Annotated in this window: 15 protein-coding genes and 1 pseudogene; 7 read left to right on the top strand and 9 right to left on the bottom strand. The window is 67.7% G+C overall.

What is annotated here, in order from left to right; genetic code table 11:
- Positions 1-10 precede the first annotated feature (10 nt).
- The 6 genes from ACCQ13_RS01270 to xanC are packed head-to-tail and all read right to left on the bottom strand — an operon-like array spanning position 11 to position 3,646.
- The gene (locus ACCQ13_RS01270) at positions 11-658 is read right to left on the bottom strand and encodes a LolA-related protein (protein ID WP_104604184.1); all 648 of its coding nucleotides are present in this window, start codon (positions 656-658) and stop codon (positions 11-13) included.
- A complete protein-coding gene (locus ACCQ13_RS01265; RefSeq protein ID WP_104604185.1) occupies positions 582-1,556 on the bottom strand; it encodes a lysophospholipid acyltransferase family protein in 975 nt (324 codons plus the stop codon). The genes ACCQ13_RS01270 and ACCQ13_RS01265 overlap by 77 nt, the downstream gene beginning before the upstream one ends.
- Positions 1,553-1,840, bottom strand: a complete 288-nt coding sequence (locus ACCQ13_RS01260; RefSeq protein ID WP_104604186.1) for an ApeI family dehydratase — start codon at positions 1,838-1,840, stop codon at positions 1,553-1,555. Before ACCQ13_RS01260 ends, ACCQ13_RS01265 begins: the two co-directional genes overlap by 4 nt.
- Before the next feature lie 11 nt (positions 1,841-1,851).
- Positions 1,852-2,601: a lysophospholipid acyltransferase family protein gene (locus ACCQ13_RS01255; RefSeq protein WP_104604187.1), complete on the bottom strand. Its 750-nt coding sequence runs from the start codon at positions 2,599-2,601 to the stop codon at positions 1,852-1,854.
- A 54-nt stretch (positions 2,602-2,655) separates the two neighbouring features.
- Positions 2,656-3,339, bottom strand: a complete 684-nt coding sequence (locus ACCQ13_RS01250) for a COG4648 family protein (protein WP_167526992.1) — start codon at positions 3,337-3,339, stop codon at positions 2,656-2,658.
- A 37-nt stretch (positions 3,340-3,376) separates the two neighbouring features.
- A complete protein-coding gene (gene xanC / locus ACCQ13_RS01245; protein WP_104604189.1) occupies positions 3,377-3,646 on the bottom strand; it encodes a xanthomonadin biosynthesis acyl carrier protein XanC in 270 nt (89 codons plus the stop codon).
- Between the two features lie 294 nt (positions 3,647-3,940).
- Here xanC and ACCQ13_RS01240 point away from each other — a divergent pair, with 294 nt between their 5' ends.
- Both ACCQ13_RS01240 and ACCQ13_RS01235 read left to right on the top strand, forming a co-directional pair.
- Positions 3,941-5,275: an NAD(P)/FAD-dependent oxidoreductase gene (locus tag ACCQ13_RS01240; RefSeq protein WP_159407903.1), complete on the top strand. Its 1,335-nt coding sequence runs from the start codon at positions 3,941-3,943 to the stop codon at positions 5,273-5,275.
- Complete coding sequence (locus ACCQ13_RS01235; protein WP_167526803.1) at positions 5,272-6,279, top strand: chorismate transformation FkbO/Hyg5 family protein; 1,008 nt, start codon at positions 5,272-5,274, stop codon at positions 6,277-6,279. Before ACCQ13_RS01240 ends, ACCQ13_RS01235 begins: the two co-directional genes overlap by 4 nt.
- 158 nt (positions 6,280-6,437) lie before the next feature.
- Here the strand turns inward: ACCQ13_RS01235 and ACCQ13_RS01230 are convergent, their stop codons facing one another.
- Positions 6,438-7,781: an AMP-binding protein gene (locus ACCQ13_RS01230; RefSeq protein ID WP_104604190.1), complete on the bottom strand. Its 1,344-nt coding sequence runs from the start codon at positions 7,779-7,781 to the stop codon at positions 6,438-6,440.
- A 292-nt stretch (positions 7,782-8,073) separates the two neighbouring features.
- Here ACCQ13_RS01230 and ACCQ13_RS01225 point away from each other — a divergent pair, with 292 nt between their 5' ends.
- The 4 genes from ACCQ13_RS01225 (at position 8,074) to hemF (ending at position 12,979) form a co-directional block, all read left to right on the top strand.
- A complete protein-coding gene (locus ACCQ13_RS01225) occupies positions 8,074-10,440 on the top strand; it encodes a S9 family peptidase (RefSeq protein WP_159407902.1) in 2,367 nt (788 codons plus the stop codon).
- A 277-nt stretch (positions 10,441-10,717) separates the two neighbouring features.
- Positions 10,718-11,434 (top strand): hypothetical protein, encoded by a 717-nt coding sequence (locus ACCQ13_RS01220; RefSeq protein WP_159406486.1) that lies wholly within the window; start codon positions 10,718-10,720, stop codon positions 11,432-11,434.
- The gene (locus tag ACCQ13_RS01215) at positions 11,431-11,991 is read left to right on the top strand and encodes a hypothetical protein (protein ID WP_159406485.1); all 561 of its coding nucleotides are present in this window, start codon (positions 11,431-11,433) and stop codon (positions 11,989-11,991) included. Before ACCQ13_RS01220 ends, ACCQ13_RS01215 begins: the two co-directional genes overlap by 4 nt.
- 88 nt (positions 11,992-12,079) lie before the next feature.
- Positions 12,080-12,979: an oxygen-dependent coproporphyrinogen oxidase gene (hemF, locus tag ACCQ13_RS01210; protein WP_159406484.1), complete on the top strand. Its 900-nt coding sequence runs from the start codon at positions 12,080-12,082 to the stop codon at positions 12,977-12,979.
- 541 nt (positions 12,980-13,520) lie between these two features.
- Here hemF and polA read toward each other — a convergent pair.
- A complete protein-coding gene (polA, locus tag ACCQ13_RS01205; protein ID WP_159406483.1) occupies positions 13,521-16,301 on the bottom strand; it encodes a DNA polymerase I in 2,781 nt (926 codons plus the stop codon).
- A 77-nt stretch (positions 16,302-16,378) separates the two neighbouring features.
- On the opposite strand from polA, the gene ACCQ13_RS01200 reads away from it, so the two are divergent.
- The gene (locus tag ACCQ13_RS01200) at positions 16,379-16,663 is read left to right on the top strand and encodes a DUF2782 domain-containing protein (RefSeq protein WP_104604196.1); all 285 of its coding nucleotides are present in this window, start codon (positions 16,379-16,381) and stop codon (positions 16,661-16,663) included.
- A gap of 72 nt (positions 16,664-16,735) precedes the next feature.
- On the opposite strand, the pseudogene tssA reads toward ACCQ13_RS01200, so the two are convergent.
- Positions 16,736-17,750: pseudogene (gene tssA, locus ACCQ13_RS01195) on the bottom strand (type VI secretion system protein TssA).
- Between the last annotated feature and the right edge of the window lie 48 nt (positions 17,751-17,798).

The raw sequence follows: 17,798 nt of genomic DNA, 5'->3' as shown, positions 1-17,798 counted from the left end.
CCGCGCGCGGTCACGCGCCCGAACCGTGGCAGAGCGTGGTCAGTGCCGCCGCGTCGGTGACACTGGCCGCCTCGCGCGCAGCGCCGGCCAGCAGCGTGCGCTGCAGCTCGCCCTTGACCGGCACGCTCTCGATGCAACGCAGCTCGTCATTGCGGCCGTACAGGCGCAATTCGCGCACCTGCCTGGCCACGGCGGCGTCCTTGGGCTGCAGCGTCAGCTGCCAGGCCTGCGGCTGGCCCTGCCCACTGAGGCGGTACTGCTGTTCCAGCAGCGCGCGGTCGCCGGCCAGCAGCGCGCCGAAGCCGGATTTCAGCCCGGCCAGCTCGGGCACGCGGCGCAACGAGAAGCGACGCGGCGGCTTGCCGTCGCGTTCCAGCACGCCTTCGTCGCCGGTCAAGGTGGTGGTTTCGTGGTACGGCGCGCTTACCTCGCGCACCAGCGTCTGCGCATCCGGGCGGCGGTAGTGGCCCTGCACGCGCAGCGGCGTCTTCAGCAGCGCCGAGCCACGCAGTTCGACGAACTCGGTACTGACCGGGGCCGGGCGCGCCAGGCGCTGCAGCACCTGGCCCACATCCAGGGTCTCAGGCGGTGCGGCGCATAGCGGTGCGGCGCTGGACAGCAGTATCAGCATCCACGGCAGGGTGCGGCGCATCGGCATGGTGGGTGTTCCAGAAATCGTAGAAGTTGAACCAGTTGTATGGCGCGTAGCGGGTGTAATGTTCCAGCCTGGCAGCGTAATCGCGCATGAGTACCGCCAGCGCCGGGGCGCGCTGGCGACGCGGCAGGTCCAGGCCTTCGCTGAAGGTCTCGAAGGCCAGCTCGTAATGGTTGCCACCGCGATACAGGCCGAACGCCAGCACCACCGGCACCTTGAGCGCGGCGGCGATCAGCCAAGGCGAGGTCGGGAACATCGCATTGCGGCCCAGGAACATCGCCGGCAGCGCCGGGTCGCCCTCGCGCGGGCGGTCGATCAGCAGCGCCACCAGCGCACCGGCGTCGGTGGCTTCCTTGATCGCCATGACGATCGAGGTGGCGTCCATCCCGGCATCGATGATGTTGGCGGCCAGCTGCGGATTGAGCGCGCCCAGCAGGTCGGTCAGGGCACGATTGTGCGCCTTGTCCAGCACCACCTTGACCTGCACGTCCGGGCGCTCGGTGGCCAGCACGCGCAGCGCGTCGAAACTGCCCAGGTGCGAACCGAAGATCAGCACGCCGCAGCCGCGATCCATCTGCGTGTGCAGCTGGTCCAGGCCGGTGATGTCCACGCGGAAGCGCTGCATCTGCCCACACAGCATGTACACCCGATCCAGGATGGTGGAGGCGAAGGTGTGGATATGCCGGGCCACCTCGCGCAGCGTTGCCTCACGGCCCAGCACCCGCGCCAGGTAGGCACGCGAGGCGGCGCGTTCGGGCGCACGCACCAGCAGGAAGTACAGCGTGATCGGGTAGAGCATCGCCCGCCCCACCGCGCGCCCGGCGTGGCGGGCGATGCCGCGGATCAGCCATAGGGCAAAGCGTCCGCCGCCTTCGGGGCGCTGTTTCCAGTGATTGCTCATGCCATTGCCTCGGCCACCAGTTCGCCGCTGACCAGCAGCTGGTCGGCGCGCTGCACGCGAAAGCGCCAGCGCGGGCCATCGCCTTCCAGCGTGACCGACGCGGTCTGGCCCGGCAGCAGCGGCTGCGCGAACTTCACCTGCGGCAGGCGTGCCGCCGCACGCGGGCCGTGCAGCGCTTCCACGGCTTGCAGCACATGGTCGAGCACGACCACGCCGGGCACCACGGGGCGACCCGGGAAGTGCCCGGGCAGGCAGGGATGGTCATGCGGCACGACGAAATCCATAAGCGTAGAACTCAGATCCTGGGTTGAAGCATTGCAGCCACGGCCTTGTGTGCCTGCTTGGTCAATTGCTGGCGGTCCGGTGCATCCGGCCCGGCGACGGCGATGGGCGCGCCGATGCGCACGCGGATGATGCCGGGGCGCACCCTGAACACACCATCTACCGGCAACACCTTGCCACAGCCATCCAGCGCCACCGGGACCACCTGCACGCCAGCATCGATAGCGGCCTGCAGCAGCCCGGCCTTGAATGGCAATAATGCGCCGCTACGGCTACGGGTGCCTTCGGGAAACAGACACAACTGCTTGCCCTCGCGCAGCAGCGCGGCCGCCTGCCGCCGCACCAGCGCTCCGGCCCGGCGGCTGTCGCGGTCCAGGAACAGCATGCCGGTGGCGCGCGCATACCAGTTCACGAACGGCACCTTGAGCATTTCTTCCTTGAGCAGAAAACGCAGTGGCACCGGCAGTGCGTAGAACAGCGCGCAGATGTCGATGATCGACTGGTGGTTGCTGACGAACAGGTAGTTCCTGGACCAATCGACCTGGTCGCGCCCTTCCACAATCACCCGGGCGCCCGCGCCGCGGAACAGCACCGGCGCCCACATCCAGCCGCCCATGCGCAGCAGGCGGTCGGCATCGCGGGTCAGTGCCAGCAGCAACAGCGCATAGACGATGCCGCCAGCGGTAAACGCCAGCGTGAAGGCCAGTTGCAGCAAATTGAACACGGCCCACGCCAGGCGCGACGGCATCCTTGCCAACGGCATTTTTGTCTTGTCCCCGAAACTGTGCACGAACGTCGGTGCCCTTGAGCTACGCCGTCAGCGTAGCAAATCGCGCCAGAAGTCCGGCCCGAGCCGCGCCATCTGCCGCATGAAGTCCAGCAGATTACGGTAGGGCCGCTGCGGAAACCAGCGGGCGCGCAAGCAATATTCCCCGACGAAGAACCCGCCCAGCACGCCATAGGCGAGCAGGTTGGCAAACAACGAGGCGCGCGCATCGCTGATCGGCAGTGGCGAGGCAATGCCCAGTTGCGCCAGCACGCCACTGGGTTCTGCGCACAGGCCCAGCACCAGGTTGACCAGGGCCAACCCGCACAGCAGCAGCGCCCAGGCCAGGGTGAGGCGGCGCGTATAGCGGTACTGCGCCGGGGTCAGCGGCACGCCGGCCTGGCGGTACAGCCCTTCGACGATGCGGGTAATCAACGGCGTGCGCCCGCGGCGCAGGCTGCGCCCGAAGAACCAGGCGATCCAACCGGTGAACACCACCGGCGGCGCGGCCAGCAACAGCATCGCGTACGGCGACTGCCACAACGCCCACAGACCGGCCAGGGTCGCCAGCGCCAGCATCCAGGCCCACGGCCGACGGCCGACCATCGGCTCGATCAGCACCATCAGCACCAACAGGCCGCCGGCCACCACGGCCAGTTCGGGGCGATGACTGGCGTTGGCCCAATGCGCCAGCGGCGAGTACGCCACCGCCAGCAGCACGCCCACGCCCAGCACCCAAGGCGCAGACTCGCCAGGCGCGGCGGCGGGCGCCTCAGACGGTCTTGTTGGCTTGGACATGCGCCGACAATGCGCGCAACGACGCGAAGATGCGACGGTTTTCGTCGTTGTCCGAGCGCAGCTGGAAGCCGTAGCGCTTGCTGATCGCCAGCGCCAGTTCCAGTGCATCGATCGAATCCAGCCCCAACCCGGTGTTGAACAATGGCGCCTCTGGCTCGATGTCGGCGGGTTGGACGTCTTCCAGGTTCAGGCTTTCGACCAGGAGTTCGGCCAGTTCACGTTCGGCAGCGGTTTGCGAAGACATCCAGAGGGTTTCCAGGGTAAAAGGTCGTGGCAGAGGGGACCAGCGCGCCAACCGGGCACCAAGGCCGATGGTCGTGGTGGGCGAGGCATCGAGCCGGCAGTGTACGTAGCGTACCTGTCGGGTCGCGCGCCCGGCCCAGCGCGCATCCGGCGATCGCCCTGTCCTTGCAATGGTCGTCCTGTGAGGGACAGACGGCCCGCACAGCAGTCCGGGCCGCCGGTCAGGCTATCATGACTGCATCACGCTCGCCCGCTGCAGGTTCGTTCCAGGATGACTTCTCCCGTTGTTCGCCCCATCCCGGCCGCCGGGCCGGCCCCCGGACCGGAGTGTCCGGACGTCGTGATCGTTGGCGGCGGACCGGCTGGTTGCGCTGCGGCCATTGTACTGGCCGAGCTCGGTTGGGCGGTGACACTGCTGGAGAAGGCACAGCATCCGCGCTTTCATATCGGCGAATCGCTGCTGCCGATGAACATGCCCATTCTCGAGCGCCTGGGCGTGCTGGAACAGGTGCGCCGCATCGGCGTGCTCAAGCGCGGCGCGGATTTTCCCAACGATGCCGGCGGCTACAACACGTTCCGCTTTTCGCACGCGCTCGATGCCAAGGCCGACTTCGCCTTCCAGGTCCCGCGCGCGCAGTTCGACGAGGTGCTGTTCGCGCGCGCACGAGCAGTGGGCGTGGATGCGCGCGAGCAGGTCGCGGTGGAACAGGTGGACCTGGACGGCGAGCAACCGCTGCTGCGGGCGCGCACGGCCGACGGCCAAGTACAGCAGTTCCGCCCGCGCTACCTGCTCGACGCCAGCGGCCGTGACACCTTCCTGGGCAACCGGCTCAAACTCAAACGCGCCAATGCCAAGCACCAGTCTGCCGCGCTGTTCAGCCACTTCCGCGGCGTGACCCGCCGCCCGGGCGAGGATGCCGGCAACATCAGCATCTACCGGCATGCACATGGCTGGATGTGGCTGATCCCGTTGCCCGACGACATCATGAGCGTGGGCGCGGTCTGCTACCCCGAATACATGAAGACGCGCAAGGGCGACAGCGAGGGGTTTCTGATGCGCACGCTGGCGCTCAACGCCGAAGTCACCGAGCGTATGGCTGGTGCGCAGCGCGTGGCGCCGGTGCATGCCACCGGCAACTACGCCTACGCATGCACGCGCATGGCCGGGCCGCGCTGGCTGATGCTCGGCGATGCCTACACCTTCGTCGATCCGATGTTTTCCTCCGGCGTGTTCCTGGCCATGCACAGCGCCGAACGCGGCGCGGCGATGGTGGACGCGGCGCTGCGCACGCCGCAGCACGAAGCCATGCTGCAGCGCGCATTGCAGCGTGAGCTCAACCGCGGCATCGACGAATTCAAGTGGTTCATCTACCGCTTCACCTCGCCGACCATGCGCAGCCTGTTCGCGCAACCGCAGAACGTGCTGCAGCTGGAACAGGCCGTGGTGGCGATGCTGGCCGGCGATGTGTTCGACAGCCCCAAAGTTCGCCTGCGCCTGCGTGCCTTCCGCGCCATCTACGCACTCACCACGCTGTCGATGCTGCCGCGTGCCTGGCACTCGTGGCGCCAACGCCGGCGCCAGGCCAGGCTCGGTTTCGACGGCGACACCTTGCACCGAGACAGTCAATGACCGCTTCCCCCGCGCCTACTGCGCAGCCCCTGCGCGCTCCCCGCCTGCAGGTCGATTATGTCGACCAGACCGACCCGGCCGCGCTACTGACCGATCAGCAGGTGCTGGCGGTATTCGGCTTTGGCACAACTGCGCCACGCCTGCACGACCCGCGCTATCTGCGTGTGCCGCTGCAGCCGTACCAGGCCGATGTGCTGGAAGTGTGGCGCACCGATGCGCCGGTGCGTAGCGGCCGCGATGGCAACATCGCCTGGTCCAGCGACGGCCGCCTGCAGTTCGGCGTGATCGAAATCGACGAGCAGGATGTCGATATCGAAGACGCCGCCGCCAAGGCCTATGCCGAGATCACATCCTTCGTCAGCGGCAGCGACACGCCGCGCCTGTTGCGCATCTGGAACTACCTCGATGCCATCACCCTGGGCAGCGGCGATCGCGAGCGCTACCGCCAGTTCTGCGTGGGTCGCGCACGCGGGCTGGGCGCATTCGACACCGCGCAGCTACCGGCCGCCACCGCGGTGGGTCGCTGCGATGCTGAACGCGTCATCCAGATCTACTGGCTGGCCGCCGCCGAGGCCGGCCTGCCGCTGGAAAACCCGCGCCAGGTCAGTGCCTACAACTACCCGCGCCAGTACGGCCCGCAGCCGCCAAGTTTCGCCCGCGCGATGTTGCCGCCGGCCGGCAGCGACATGCCGCTGCTGCTCTCGGGCACCGCCGCTGTGGTCGGGCATGCCTCGATGCATACCGGCCAATTGCTGGCGCAGTTGGAAGAAACCTTCGCCAATTTCGATGCCCTGCTCGGTGCTGCACGGACGCATGCACCTGCCCTGCCCGCGCAGTTCGGCGCCGGCACCCGGCTGAAGGTGTATGTGCGCGAGCAGGACGACCTGGCCAAGGTCGCTCACGCCCTGGATGCGCGCTTCGGTGATGCGGTTCCGCGCCTGCTGCTGCACGCGGTGATCTGCCGCGACGAGCTGGCGGTGGAGATCGATGGCGTGCATGGGTGAGCCTGCACTGCGGCAGCCGGCAGCTCCGCGTGCTGGACCGCCCGGTGCCCGGCGCTGGCAAGCGCTCTGCGCGGTCATGATCGCCGCTGTGTCACGCCGCGCGGCACCCGCAGCGCACTGAACGGCATGCCCGGCGCGCTGCTGCGCGATTGCAGCGCTCAGCCGTTGAGCAGGCCCAGCACCAGATCACGCGGCAGCTTGCCGGTTTCGTTGCGCGGCAGTACCGCGAGCTTGCGCAGGCGGCGCGGCAGGAACACCGGATCGATGCTGGCGCGCAGCGCGGCAAGGATCTGCGCTTCGTCCAGCGCAGGCGCCACCACCAGTGCGGCGATGCGTCCGACGGCTTGTCCGGCGTCGGGCGTGAGTTGCACGACGATGCCATCGATCACGCCAGGAACGGCGAGCAGGCGGCGGGTGAGATCGGCCAGCGAAGCGCGCTTGCCGGCGATTTCCAGCAGGTCGGCCTGGCGCCCGCGCACCTGGAAGCGGCCGTCTTCGGCAACATCCATCATGTCGGCCAGCAACACCGGTGTGGCCAGATGCGGGGCATGCACCAACGTGCCGGCCTCCTGCACCTGCAACCGCACGCCCGGCAGCGGGGTCCAAGCCGCTTCCAGCGCGGTGCGACGCACGGCGAACACGCAGGTCTCGGTGGAGCCGAACATCTCGCGCACTTCCCCGCCGAAGCGCGCCTCGGCCGCCGCCGCGACCTCCTGCGCCAGCGGTGCCGTGGCCGAGACGATGCCCACCAACGGCGGCAGTACCACGCCCGATTCGACCAGCGCGCGCAGATGCACCGGCGTGGTCACCAGCACGCGCGGCTCCGGAATCTCTGCCAGCGCACGCGCCACATCGTCCGGAAAGAACGGGCGCCCGGCATGTACCGCCAACGCGGTCACCATCGGCAACAGCACCGACAATTCCATGCCGTACATGTGCTGCGGCGGTACCGTGGCCACCACATGCGGCACCGCATCGGTGTGCGCCCACAGGCTTTGCAGCGCCACCAGATCCTGTCGCGTGCTGGTCAGAAAGCTACCCCAGGTCTTGGGATTAGGTTGCGGTGCACCGGTACTTCCGGAGGTGAAGCCGATCGCCACCAAGGCATCGTCGGCCAGCAGCGGGATCGGGCCATCGGCCTGCGGCAGCTCGGCCGGCAGCTGCCAGTAACGCGGCGGCGCCAGCTCCAGCGACAGATCGCCCAGGCAATAGGTGTCGGCATGGCGTGCCTGCACTTCGCCGACCACGGCCGGCGCGCGCGAGGACGGCAGCAGCGACACCTGCCCGCGCAGCGCGCAGGCATAGAACGCCACCATGAAGTGGTAGCGGTCTTCGCATAGATTCACCGCGTGGCGGCCTTGCGGCAGTTGCTGTGCCAGACCGTGCACGTGCGCTGTGAAGGTTGCCAGATCCACCGACTGTCCCGCGCGCCACGCCAGCGGCCGGCCAGGCGCGCCGACGGCCATGGGGTGGGAAAGGGCAGGAGCAGACAGGCTGGGCATGTGCATCGACAATCGCAAAAGCGCGCTAGCTTGGCGCCCCGCCCGGGCCGCTGGCAAGTCGGCAGGTCGCCAGCCCGGGGCACGCATGCGCCGCTGGCGCGCTGCCGGTGTTCCCGAGGCCGCGGCGACGAAGCCACCAGGCCACGGATCTTCGGCCATTGTCGCGCTCGCCAGGCGCGCTGGTGACTGCGCGTGGACAACCGCCGCATGACCTGTGGCCCAAGCCTTGCGTGCGGATGAGCTGCTAGGCTTGGCCGTTCTCTTCAGTACCCCGTCGTTGCCGATGCCCAGATTGCTGCCGTTGACCCTTCTGCTGCTGACTGCCGCCGCGCACGCGCAGTCCGCCGCACCGCTCACCATTGAACGGGTCATGGCCGATCCGGACTGGATCGGGCCGTCGGTCGATCAGGCATGGTGGCAATGGGACGGCAAACAGGTGCAATACCTGCTCAAGCGCGACGACAGCCCGGTGCGCGACACCTACCGCCAGGGCATCGACGGTGCCGCCGCCGAACGCGTCGCCGATACCGCCCGCGCCGGCCTGGATGCCGCCAACCCCAGCTATGACGCCACCCGCCAGCGCATGTTGTTCGCGCGCAACGGCGACATCTTCCTGCGCGATCTGCGCTCGGGCGCGCTCACCCAGCTGACCCGCAGCAACGAGGTCGAATCGCGGCCGCAGTTCGCCAGCGATGGCGGTGCGATCTGGCGTGCCGGCAACAACTGGTACCACTGGCGCTCCGATGGCGGCACTGCGCAGGTTGCCGTGGTCAAGGCCGAGCGCGACCCCAATGCCGTGCCCAAGGCCGATACGTTGCGCGAGCAGCAACTGGCCACCCTGGCGACGCTGCGGGACGACCGCGAACAGCGCGATGCGCTGCGCAGCCAGGAAGATGCCTGGCGCCGTGCCGATGCCACCCGCGCCGCCGCGCCGGTGTATCTGGGCGATGAAGTCGAGATCGTCGACAGCGCCTTGTCGCCGGACGGCCGCCACCTGCTGGTGGTCACCCAGGCCAAGAGCGCCGAAGAAGGCCAGGCCGGCAAGATGCCCAAGTACGTCACCGAATCCGGTTACGAGGAATTCCAGGAAGTGCGTACCCGCGTGGGACGCAATGCGCCGGTCGCGCACACGCTGTGGCTGGTGGATGTCACCGCCGGCAGTGCGCGGCAGCTCTCGTTCGACGCGCTGCCGGGCATCGCCACCGACCCGCTGGCAAGCCTGCGCAAGGCCGCCAAGCGCGATGCGCTCAAGGGCAACCGCACCGTGCGCGTGGAAAGCGATGGCGATGGCAGCGGCCCGGCCGTGCACTGGAGCGACGACGGCCGCAACGTGGCAGTGGAAATCCGCGCCACCGACAACAAGGACCGCTGGATCGCCAGCGTGGATCTGGACACGGCCAAGCTGCAGCCACGCCATCGGCTGAGCGATGGCGCCTGGATCAGCTGGGACTTCAACGATTTCGGTTGGCTGCCCGACAACCGCACGCTGTGGCTGCTGTCCGAAGAATCCGGTTATTCGCACCTGTATACCGTGGACGGCAACGGCAAGCCGCGCCAGCGCACGCGTGGCAAGTGGGAAGTGTCACTGCCGGTGCCCAGTGCCGATGGCAGCGGCATGTACTTCCTGTGCAACCAGAAGTGGCCGGGCGACTACGAGGTGTGCAAGCTCGACCTGCGCACCGACCAACTCACCGAAGTGACCGCTTTGAACGGCGTGGAAGGCTTCAGCCTGTCGCCGAACGGGCAGCAGCTGTTGGTGCGTTACTCCGGTGCGTATCTGCCGCCGCAACTGGCGGTGGTGCCGGCCGCCGGCGGCCAGGCCAGGGTACTCACCGATACGCGCACAGCAGCCTTCAAGGCGCAGTCGTGGATCGCACCGCAATACGTACAGATACCCTCCAAGCATGGAGCCGGCACGGTCTGGGGCAAGTACTACGGCCCGCAGACGCCCGAGCCGGGCAAGCAGTATCCGATCGTGATGTTCGTGCACGGCGCCGGCTACCTGCAGAACGTTTCGCAACGCTATACGCCGTATTTCCGCGAGCAGATGTTCCACAACCTACTGGTGCAGCAGGGCTACATCGTGCTGGATCTGGACTATCGCGCCTCCGAAGGCTACGGCCGCGACTGGCGCACCGCGATCTACCGCAACATGGGCCACCCGGAACTGGAAGACTACCTGGACGGGCTGGACTGGCTGGTGACCACCAAGCAGGGTGACCGTGCGCGTGCCGGCATCTATGGCGGTTCCTACGGCGGTTTCATGACCTACATGGCGCTGTTCCGCAGCCCAGGCACGTTCAAGGCGGGCGCGGCGCTGCGGCCAGTGGGCGACTGGATGCAGTACAACCACGAGTACACCTCCAACATTCTCAACACGCCCGAGCTCGACCCGCAGGCGTACAAGACGTCCTCGCCGATCAACTACGCCGATGGGCTGCAGGACCATCTGCTGATCGCGCACGGCATGATCGACGACAACGTGTTCTTCAAGGACTCGGTGGACATGACGCAGAAGCTGATCGAGTTGCACAAGGACAACTGGCAGGTGGCGCCGTATCCGCTGGAACGCCACGGCTTTACCCGCGCCGACGCGTGGCTGGACGAGTACAAGCGCATCCTCAAGCTGTTCAACGAACAGGTGAAGCCACAGCGCTGAGCCGATGCTGCGCCCATTGCGAGATGGGCGCAGCGAGCGCGCAAGGAACAGGGCATCGCGTCTGCGGCCCCTGCAGGCGAGCGGCAGCGCCTGCCGTGCAAGCGCATGCCGCGTTGCCATGCGCTCACCTGCCCGTACGCCGGTGGCTCTAAGCTTGGTACCAGGATCGGCAAAGCGATGCTGCATTCGCGCCCTGCTGCACCGGTCTGCCGCATGCCCGGTGCGCCGCCTGCTTGGTGGCGATCGTCAACGACGTCGGCGCATACGAGGAGAGGCGATGGGCCTGTGGGACCGTTTGTTTGGACGCAACACCGCCGCGGCAAAGACGCCGCGCACCGAGCCCACCGTGGCGCCGGCCGCTATAGAAGAAGACGCGACAGCGGCCAGCGCCATCGACCCGGCCCTGCAACCGGCGCTGGCTGCATTCCAGCGTGGCGATCACGTTGGCGCCTACAGCGCGGCGTTGGCGCAGCTGCAGACCGGTGCCGACGCGCAACGGCTGTGCGCGTTGTCGCTGAGCGCACTGGATCGCTACCGCGAGGCCTATCCGCATTGGCTGGCCCTGTATGAGCTGGAGCCCACAGCGCACAACGCGTTGCAGCTGGCCACCACCGCGGTGATGTGCAACGAGATCGCGCGCGGTGAGCAGTGGTTGCTGACCTTCGACGATCTCAACGCGCACGAACGCGCGACTTCGCCGGCCGTTGCACGCACCAGCTTCCTGACCGCGCTGACCCGCGCCGGCCACGGCGCGCATGCCCTGCCGCACCTGGAATGGCTGCGCGAGGCGTACGCCGGCATGTCGATCACCGACAGCCACTTTCTGCAGGTGCGCGGCCTGCCGTTCCTGGAGGCGTTCCTGGAACGCAGCACGCCGTTGCTGCGCCAGTGCCTGCCGGCCGATGCCCTGCCCGGCTGGTATGCACAGCTGCAACCCGCGCTGGACCCGCCCGGGCAGGCGGTGGTTGCGGCGCACATCGCCGCGCTGCAATGAACGCCCCGCACCGCACCGCGTTGCAGCCGCGCGGCGGGTTGGTGACGCCACTGGCCTGGGTGTCGCTGTTGCTGGGTGTGGTCAGTGTGCTAGGCAATCTGTTGCAGGTCGTGGTGCTGGTGGCGGTGCCCGATGCCGGCACGCTTGCGCTGCCTGCCGGCATGCGGATCCCGCACGCCTGGCAATGGCTGATCGACCATGCGATGGCGCTGTCGCTGCTCGGCGTGGTGCTGTCGGTCGCGTTTGCCTGGCTGAGCTGGGCGCTGCTGCAGCGCCGCGAATGGGCACGCATCGGTTTCGTGGTGGTGTTGCTCGCCACCGGCCTGCTGAACTTCGCCGGGCTGGCCCTGATCGGGCCGCTGTTCGACGGCGTGCAGGCAATGCTGCCTGCCGAACTGGTGCACAGCCCCGAATGGCCGCAATTGCAGGTGCGTCTACAGGCCACCCGGCAAATGGCGCTGGTCCTCACCGGGCTGGGTGCACTGGCCATCGGCGGCCTGCACGCGGCGCTGGCCTGGCGGCTGTGCACGCCAGCGGTGCGCGCCGAGTTCAGCTGAGCGACTGCACGCGCCGCACCTCGCCCTGCGACAAACGAGCGCGCGTGGGTGGGCGCACTGGCGGCGAGACACGATTTAGAATCGGAGCATGAACGAATTCGACCGTGTACGCGATTATCTGACCGACCTGCAGGACCGCATCTGCGCCGCCGTAGAGGCCGCCGATGGCCGGGCGCGCTTCTCCGAAGACCTATGGCAACGCGAGGAAGGCGGCGGCGGGCGCACCCGCATCCTGCGCGATGGTGCGGTATTCGAACAGGCCGGCATCGGTTTTTCAGACGTCTCCGGCACCCGCCTGCCGCCCTCGGCCAGTGCCCACCGCCCGGAACTGGCAGGCGCCACCTGGCGCGCCTGCGGGGTGTCGCTGGTGTTCCATCCGCACAATCCGCATGTGCCCACCACGCACATGAACGTGCGCTACTTTCGCGCCGAACGCGATGGCGAGGTGGTGGCGGCGTGGTTCGGCGGCGGCTTCGACCTGACCCCGTTCTACCCGGTGGACGAAGACGTGCAGCACTGGCATCGCACCGCGCAGGCGCTGTGTGTGCCGTTCGGCGAGGAACGCTACGCCGCGCACAAGCGCTGGTGCGACGAGTATTTCTTCCTGCGCCACCGCAACGAAACGCGTGGCGTGGGCGGCCTGTTCTTCGACGACCTGGGCCAGGACTTCGAACGCGACTTCGCCTACCAGCAGGCGGTGGGCAATGGCTTCCTGGACGCCTACATTCCGATCGTGCAGCGCCGCAAGGACCAGCCTTTCGGCGAGCGCGAACGCGAGTTCCAGCTGTACCGCCGCGGGCGCTATGTGGAGTTCAACCTGGTCTACGACCGCGGCACCTTGTTCGGGCTGCAAAGCGGCGGGCGAGCGGAGAGCATCTTGATGAGCCTGCCGCCGCGGGTGCGCTGGGAGTACGGCCATGCAGCCGAGCCTGGCAGTGCCGAAGCGCGCTTGCTGGATTATCTGGTGCCCCGCGACTGGCTGGGTTGATCCTATCGGCGGCTGGCGGCTGGCGGCTGGCGGCTGGCAAGCGTGGTCCGGCCGTTGGCTTTTACGTCTGCACTGATGCAGGCGGCCAGCGCCGCCATATAAACCTGAATTGGCGAGATGAAACACTGTGTTGATTCAGTGGATTAGTTTGGCCTATTCAAATTTGTGATTAAGACATACTGCGCAAACAGCGCGCAACATCCCAAAGCGTGCCGCAGCGTAAGGCAATCCGCGCTTTCAACCGTAGAAAATAAAAAGCCCCGCAGACCAGGGGGAGGTCGGCGGGGCCAGGGAACGGAAACTTGGGGAGGAGTTTCCGCTCCGAGATCTGCTCCAGGGGATGGGAGAGATCTGCCGACAGGCGTTGCGCCCGTCGAGGGATATAACACCACTTTCCACATTGATGGATCGTGAAGATAACTGTTAAAAAAATGTAGAATTTAGCGGTTATTCATTCCCTCGACGCTGCATGCAGTTGCGTTATCACGCGCGCTCCGTATAACTGATCTGTGTATCCAGCATATCGCTGGAATTCATCACGTCAGTGCGCCTGGTCCCAGTTATCGCCAATGCCCGAATCCACCACCAGCGGCACGCGCAACGCGGCGGCAGCGGCCATGCGCGTGGTGACTTCGGCCAGTAGCGTATCGACGAAATCGATGTCTGCTTCGAACACCAATTCATCGTGCACCTGCAAGATCATCTGTGCGCGTTGCGCGTGGTCGGCGATCCAGCCATCCACGCTGACCATGGCGCGCTTGATGATGTCGGCGGCGGTGCCCTGCATCGGGGCGTTGATGGCGGCGCGCTCGGCACCGGCGCGCTGGCCCTGGCTGCCGGCGTTGATGAAGTCCAGATACAGGCGGCGGCCGAACACGGTTTCCACGTAGCCCTTGTCGCGCGCCTGCTGGCGCGTGGTCTCCATGAAGTCGCGCACGCCCGGGTAGCGGCTGAAGTACAGCGCGATGTAGTCCTGCGCTTCGCCACGGCCGATGCCGAGCTGACGTGCCAGGCCGAAGGCGCTCATGCCGTACATCAGGCCGAAGTTGATCGCCTTGGCGGCGCGGCGCTCATCCCCGCTGACGGTGTCGATGGTGCGGCCGAACACTTCCGCAGCGGTGGCGCGGTGCACGTCGGCACCGGACTCGAACGCACCCACCAGGCCAGGGTCGCCGGACAGGTGCGCCATGATGCGCAGCTCGATCTGTGAGTAGTCGCAGGCGATCAGCTTGCGCCCGGCCGGGGCGACGAAGGCGCGGCGGATGCGGCGGCCGTCTTCGGTGCGGATCGGGATGTTCTGCAGATTCGGGTCGGACGAGGACAACCGCCCGGTGGCGGCGCCGGCCTGGTGGTAGCTGGTGTGCACGCGCCCGGACTGCGGGTGGATCATCTCCGGCAGCTTGTCGGTGTAGGTGCTGCGCAGCTTGGCCAGGCCGCGGTACTCCAGGATCACCCGCGGCAGTTCGTGCTGGTCGGCGATGGCTTCCAGCGCTTCCTCATTCGTCGAGGGCTGGCCCTTGGGCGTCTTGACCACGGCGGGCAGCTTGAGCTCGTCGAACAGCAGCGCCTGCAGCTGCTTGGGCGAATCCAGGTTGAAGGTGCGCCCGGCCAGCTCGGTGGCCTTCTGCTGGGCGGCGAGCATGCGCTTGGACAGGTCCGCGCTCTGGCGGCGCAGTTCGGCTGCGTCCACGCACACGCCGTTGGCCTCGATGCGCGCCAGCACGCTCACCAGCGGCATTTCGATCTCGCGATAGACGCGCTCCAGGCTGGGCTCGGCGGCCAGGCGCTGGCCCAGCACCTGGTGCAGGCGCAGGGTGATGTCGGCGTCTTCGGCAGCGTAGCCGGTGGCGTCTTCCAGGCTGACATGGGCGAACGGGATCTGCTTGGCGCCCTTGCCGCAGATGTCTTCGTACGTGACCGTGTCGTAGCCCAGATAGCGCTTGGCCAGGCTGTCCATGTCGTGGCGGGCGCTGCCGGAATTGAGCACGAAGCTCTCCAGCAAGGTGTCATCGGCATAGCCGGCCAGCTCCACGCCGTGGCGGCGCATCACGTGCAGGTCGTACTTGCCGTGCTGGCCGAGCTTGCGCACGGCCGGGTCGGTGAGCAGCGGTGCCAGCTGCGCCAGTGCCTGGGTGCGGTCGAGCTGGGCGGGGGCACCGGGGAAGTCGTGGCCGAACGGCAGGTAGGCGGCGTAGCCGGGCTCGGCGGCGACGCTGAGGCCGATCAGGTTGGCCTGCAGGGCATCCAGGCTGTCGGTTTCGGTATCGAAGGCGAACTGGCCGGCCTCACGCAGGCGCGCGATCCAGCTGTCCAGCTGTTCCTGGGTCAGGATTGTCTCGTACTGGCCGGGTGCGGCCAGTGCCGGATCGATATCTACCGGCGCGCTGGCTGGGCCGGAGACGAAGCCGGTGCCGCGGGCGCGGCCGGGTTCGGTGCGGGCCACCGCCATCGCTTCGGTCTGCACGCCAGCGGCGGCGGCGCCACCGAGTTCGCGCAGTGCCTGGCTGAAGCCATAGCGGGCATACAGCGCGGCCAGCGTTTCGCTGTTGGGCTCGCGCAGCTCCAGCGCGCGCGGGCCGCTGGCCAGGGTCACGTCGGTCTTGATGGTGACCAGCTCGCGGTTGAGCGGCAGCCGCGGCAGCGCGGCGCGCAGGTTGTCGCCGATCTTGCCCTTGATCTTGTCGGCATTGGCGATGACCCCGTCGAGCGAGTCGTATTCGGCCAGCCATTTGGCGGCGGTCTTGGGGCCGCACTTTTCCACGCCGGGCACGTTGTCGATGGCATCGCCCATCAGCGCCAGCAGGTCCACGATCTGGTCGGGGCGCACGCCGAACTTGGCGATCACCGCTTCGTCCGAGTCCATGCGGCTGCCGCTCATGGTGTTGACCAGTTCGATGCCCGGACGCACCAGCTGGGCGAAGTCCTTGTCGCCAGTGGAGATGGTGACGGCCAGGCCATCGCTGGCACCTTGCAACGCCAGCGTGCCGATCACATCGTCCGCTTCCACGCCGTCGATGCGCAGGATGTCGATGCCCAGCGCATGCACGATGTCGCACATGGGCTGCACCTGCGCGCGCAAGTCGTCGGGCATGGACGGGCGGTTGGCCTTGTAGTCGGCATACAAGTCATCACGAAATGTCTTGCCGGGCGCATCCACCACGAAGGCGACGTAGGCCGGGCGCTCCTTCAAGGTGGCGCGCAGCATGTTGACCACGCCGAACAAGGCGCCGGTGGGCTCGCCCTGGGCGTTGGTCAGCGGCGGAAGCGCGTGGAACGCGCGATACAGGTAACTGGACCCGTCGATCAGGACTAATCTGCTCATGGCCCGATTCTACGCTGCACGCCCACAGCGCACCCGGCCGGCGCATACTCGGCGGCGACCTCACACGGACCATCACGATGAACAAAGCACGTTTCTTGCTGCTGCCGCTAGTGCTGCTTGGCGGCTGTGCCACCACCAATCCTGGCGGCGGCGATGTGCCAGCCAATGCCGACGTCACCAGCAAGACCATGGGCAATGGCGACAAGGTGGACGAATACCGCGTCAACGGTGAACTGGAAATGGTGCGCGTCACGCCGGCACGCGGTGCGCCGTATTTCCTCTACGACCGCGACCACGATGGACACACCGATGCGGAGAAGGACAAGGTCAACAAGGTACATTGGCAGCTGTATAGCTGGTGATTCGGGAATCGGGAATCGGGAATCGTAGAGCGTAAGCACGGCGGCGTTGCCGGCCGCTCGTGCCGGCAATGCTCAGCGTTCTTCCAGCGGGCCGGTGACGCGTTGCAGGTCGTCGATGCCGGCCGGGGCCAGTTCCTTCATCAAGGCCAGGAAGTCGCAGCCCACCAGGCGCTGGGCGCGGCGCAACAGCATCGGGACCGGGCTGGAAGGCTCGCAGCGCGCGTAGTAGGCGCAGATCTCGTCCAGGCGGCGCAGCACATCGTCCGGGCCGGCAATGGCACCGGGTGGGCGGGCGCTGCTGGATGCCACCTCGCCCTCGCGTGCCGGCGGTGGCACCGCCGTCGCGCGCCTGCCAATGCGGCAACACGAAGCGCTCCAGCTCGCGTAGGTCGGTCAACAGCGGGCGCAGGTCTGGCGCGGCGGTGCCCAGGCGTTCGGTCAGCAGGGCGTCGATCGCACGCGTGCGCGCCAGCGCATCGGTGATGGCCTGGGCAGAGGCGGCCAGGGTCTCGAGCGCGCAGTCCAGGCAGCAGGCTTCGATCTCGGCCAGGCTGGGGCCGCTCTGCCCGTCGGCTAGCTTGATGCTGCCGTTGGCTACGCGCAGGTCGCGCAGGCTGAAACGGCCCAGCCGCGGCGACTGCACGAATGCGGTGGTGCGCAGCGCGCCCAGCAGGCCCATGGGGTCGCTCAGGCCGACCAGGGCGTTGACGCGCGAGGTGGGGTCGTTGTCGTCGTCGGCATCCAGTTGCGGGTGCACGCTGTCCCAATGCTGCTCCAGCAGGCCGTGGATCAGCGCCAGGGTGTCGGCCCAGCCGGGCAGCCCGCGCAAGCGCAGCCAGGCCGCGCCGAGCCGGCTGGCCACGCGCAGGTCGCGGCTGCGCCGGCTCAGCTCCAGCGCCAGCGTCTGCACCTTGTCCCAGTCCGGCTCTTCGGCGGCAATGACGGCATCGCCCAGGCTGCGCTCGGCGCGGATGGCCGAGTCGCGCTCCAGGCGCAGGAAGTCCGGGTCGTATTCCAGATCCGGGCCGGCCGGTGCGTCGTCGCTGACCGGTGCGAGCAGGGTCTGCAGGGTGCTGTCGTCGTGCATGGCATGGGCTCCGTCGGGGGAGCCGCCGCAACGAGGCGGCGGCGGGGC

The sequence above is a fragment of the Xanthomonas sp. NCPPB 1638 genome (genome assembly GCF_041475635.2).
In the GTDB taxonomy this organism is placed as follows: domain Bacteria; phylum Pseudomonadota; class Gammaproteobacteria; order Xanthomonadales; family Xanthomonadaceae; genus Xanthomonas; species Xanthomonas cucurbitae.
This window is presented reverse-complemented; position numbering and strand designations above follow the sequence as displayed.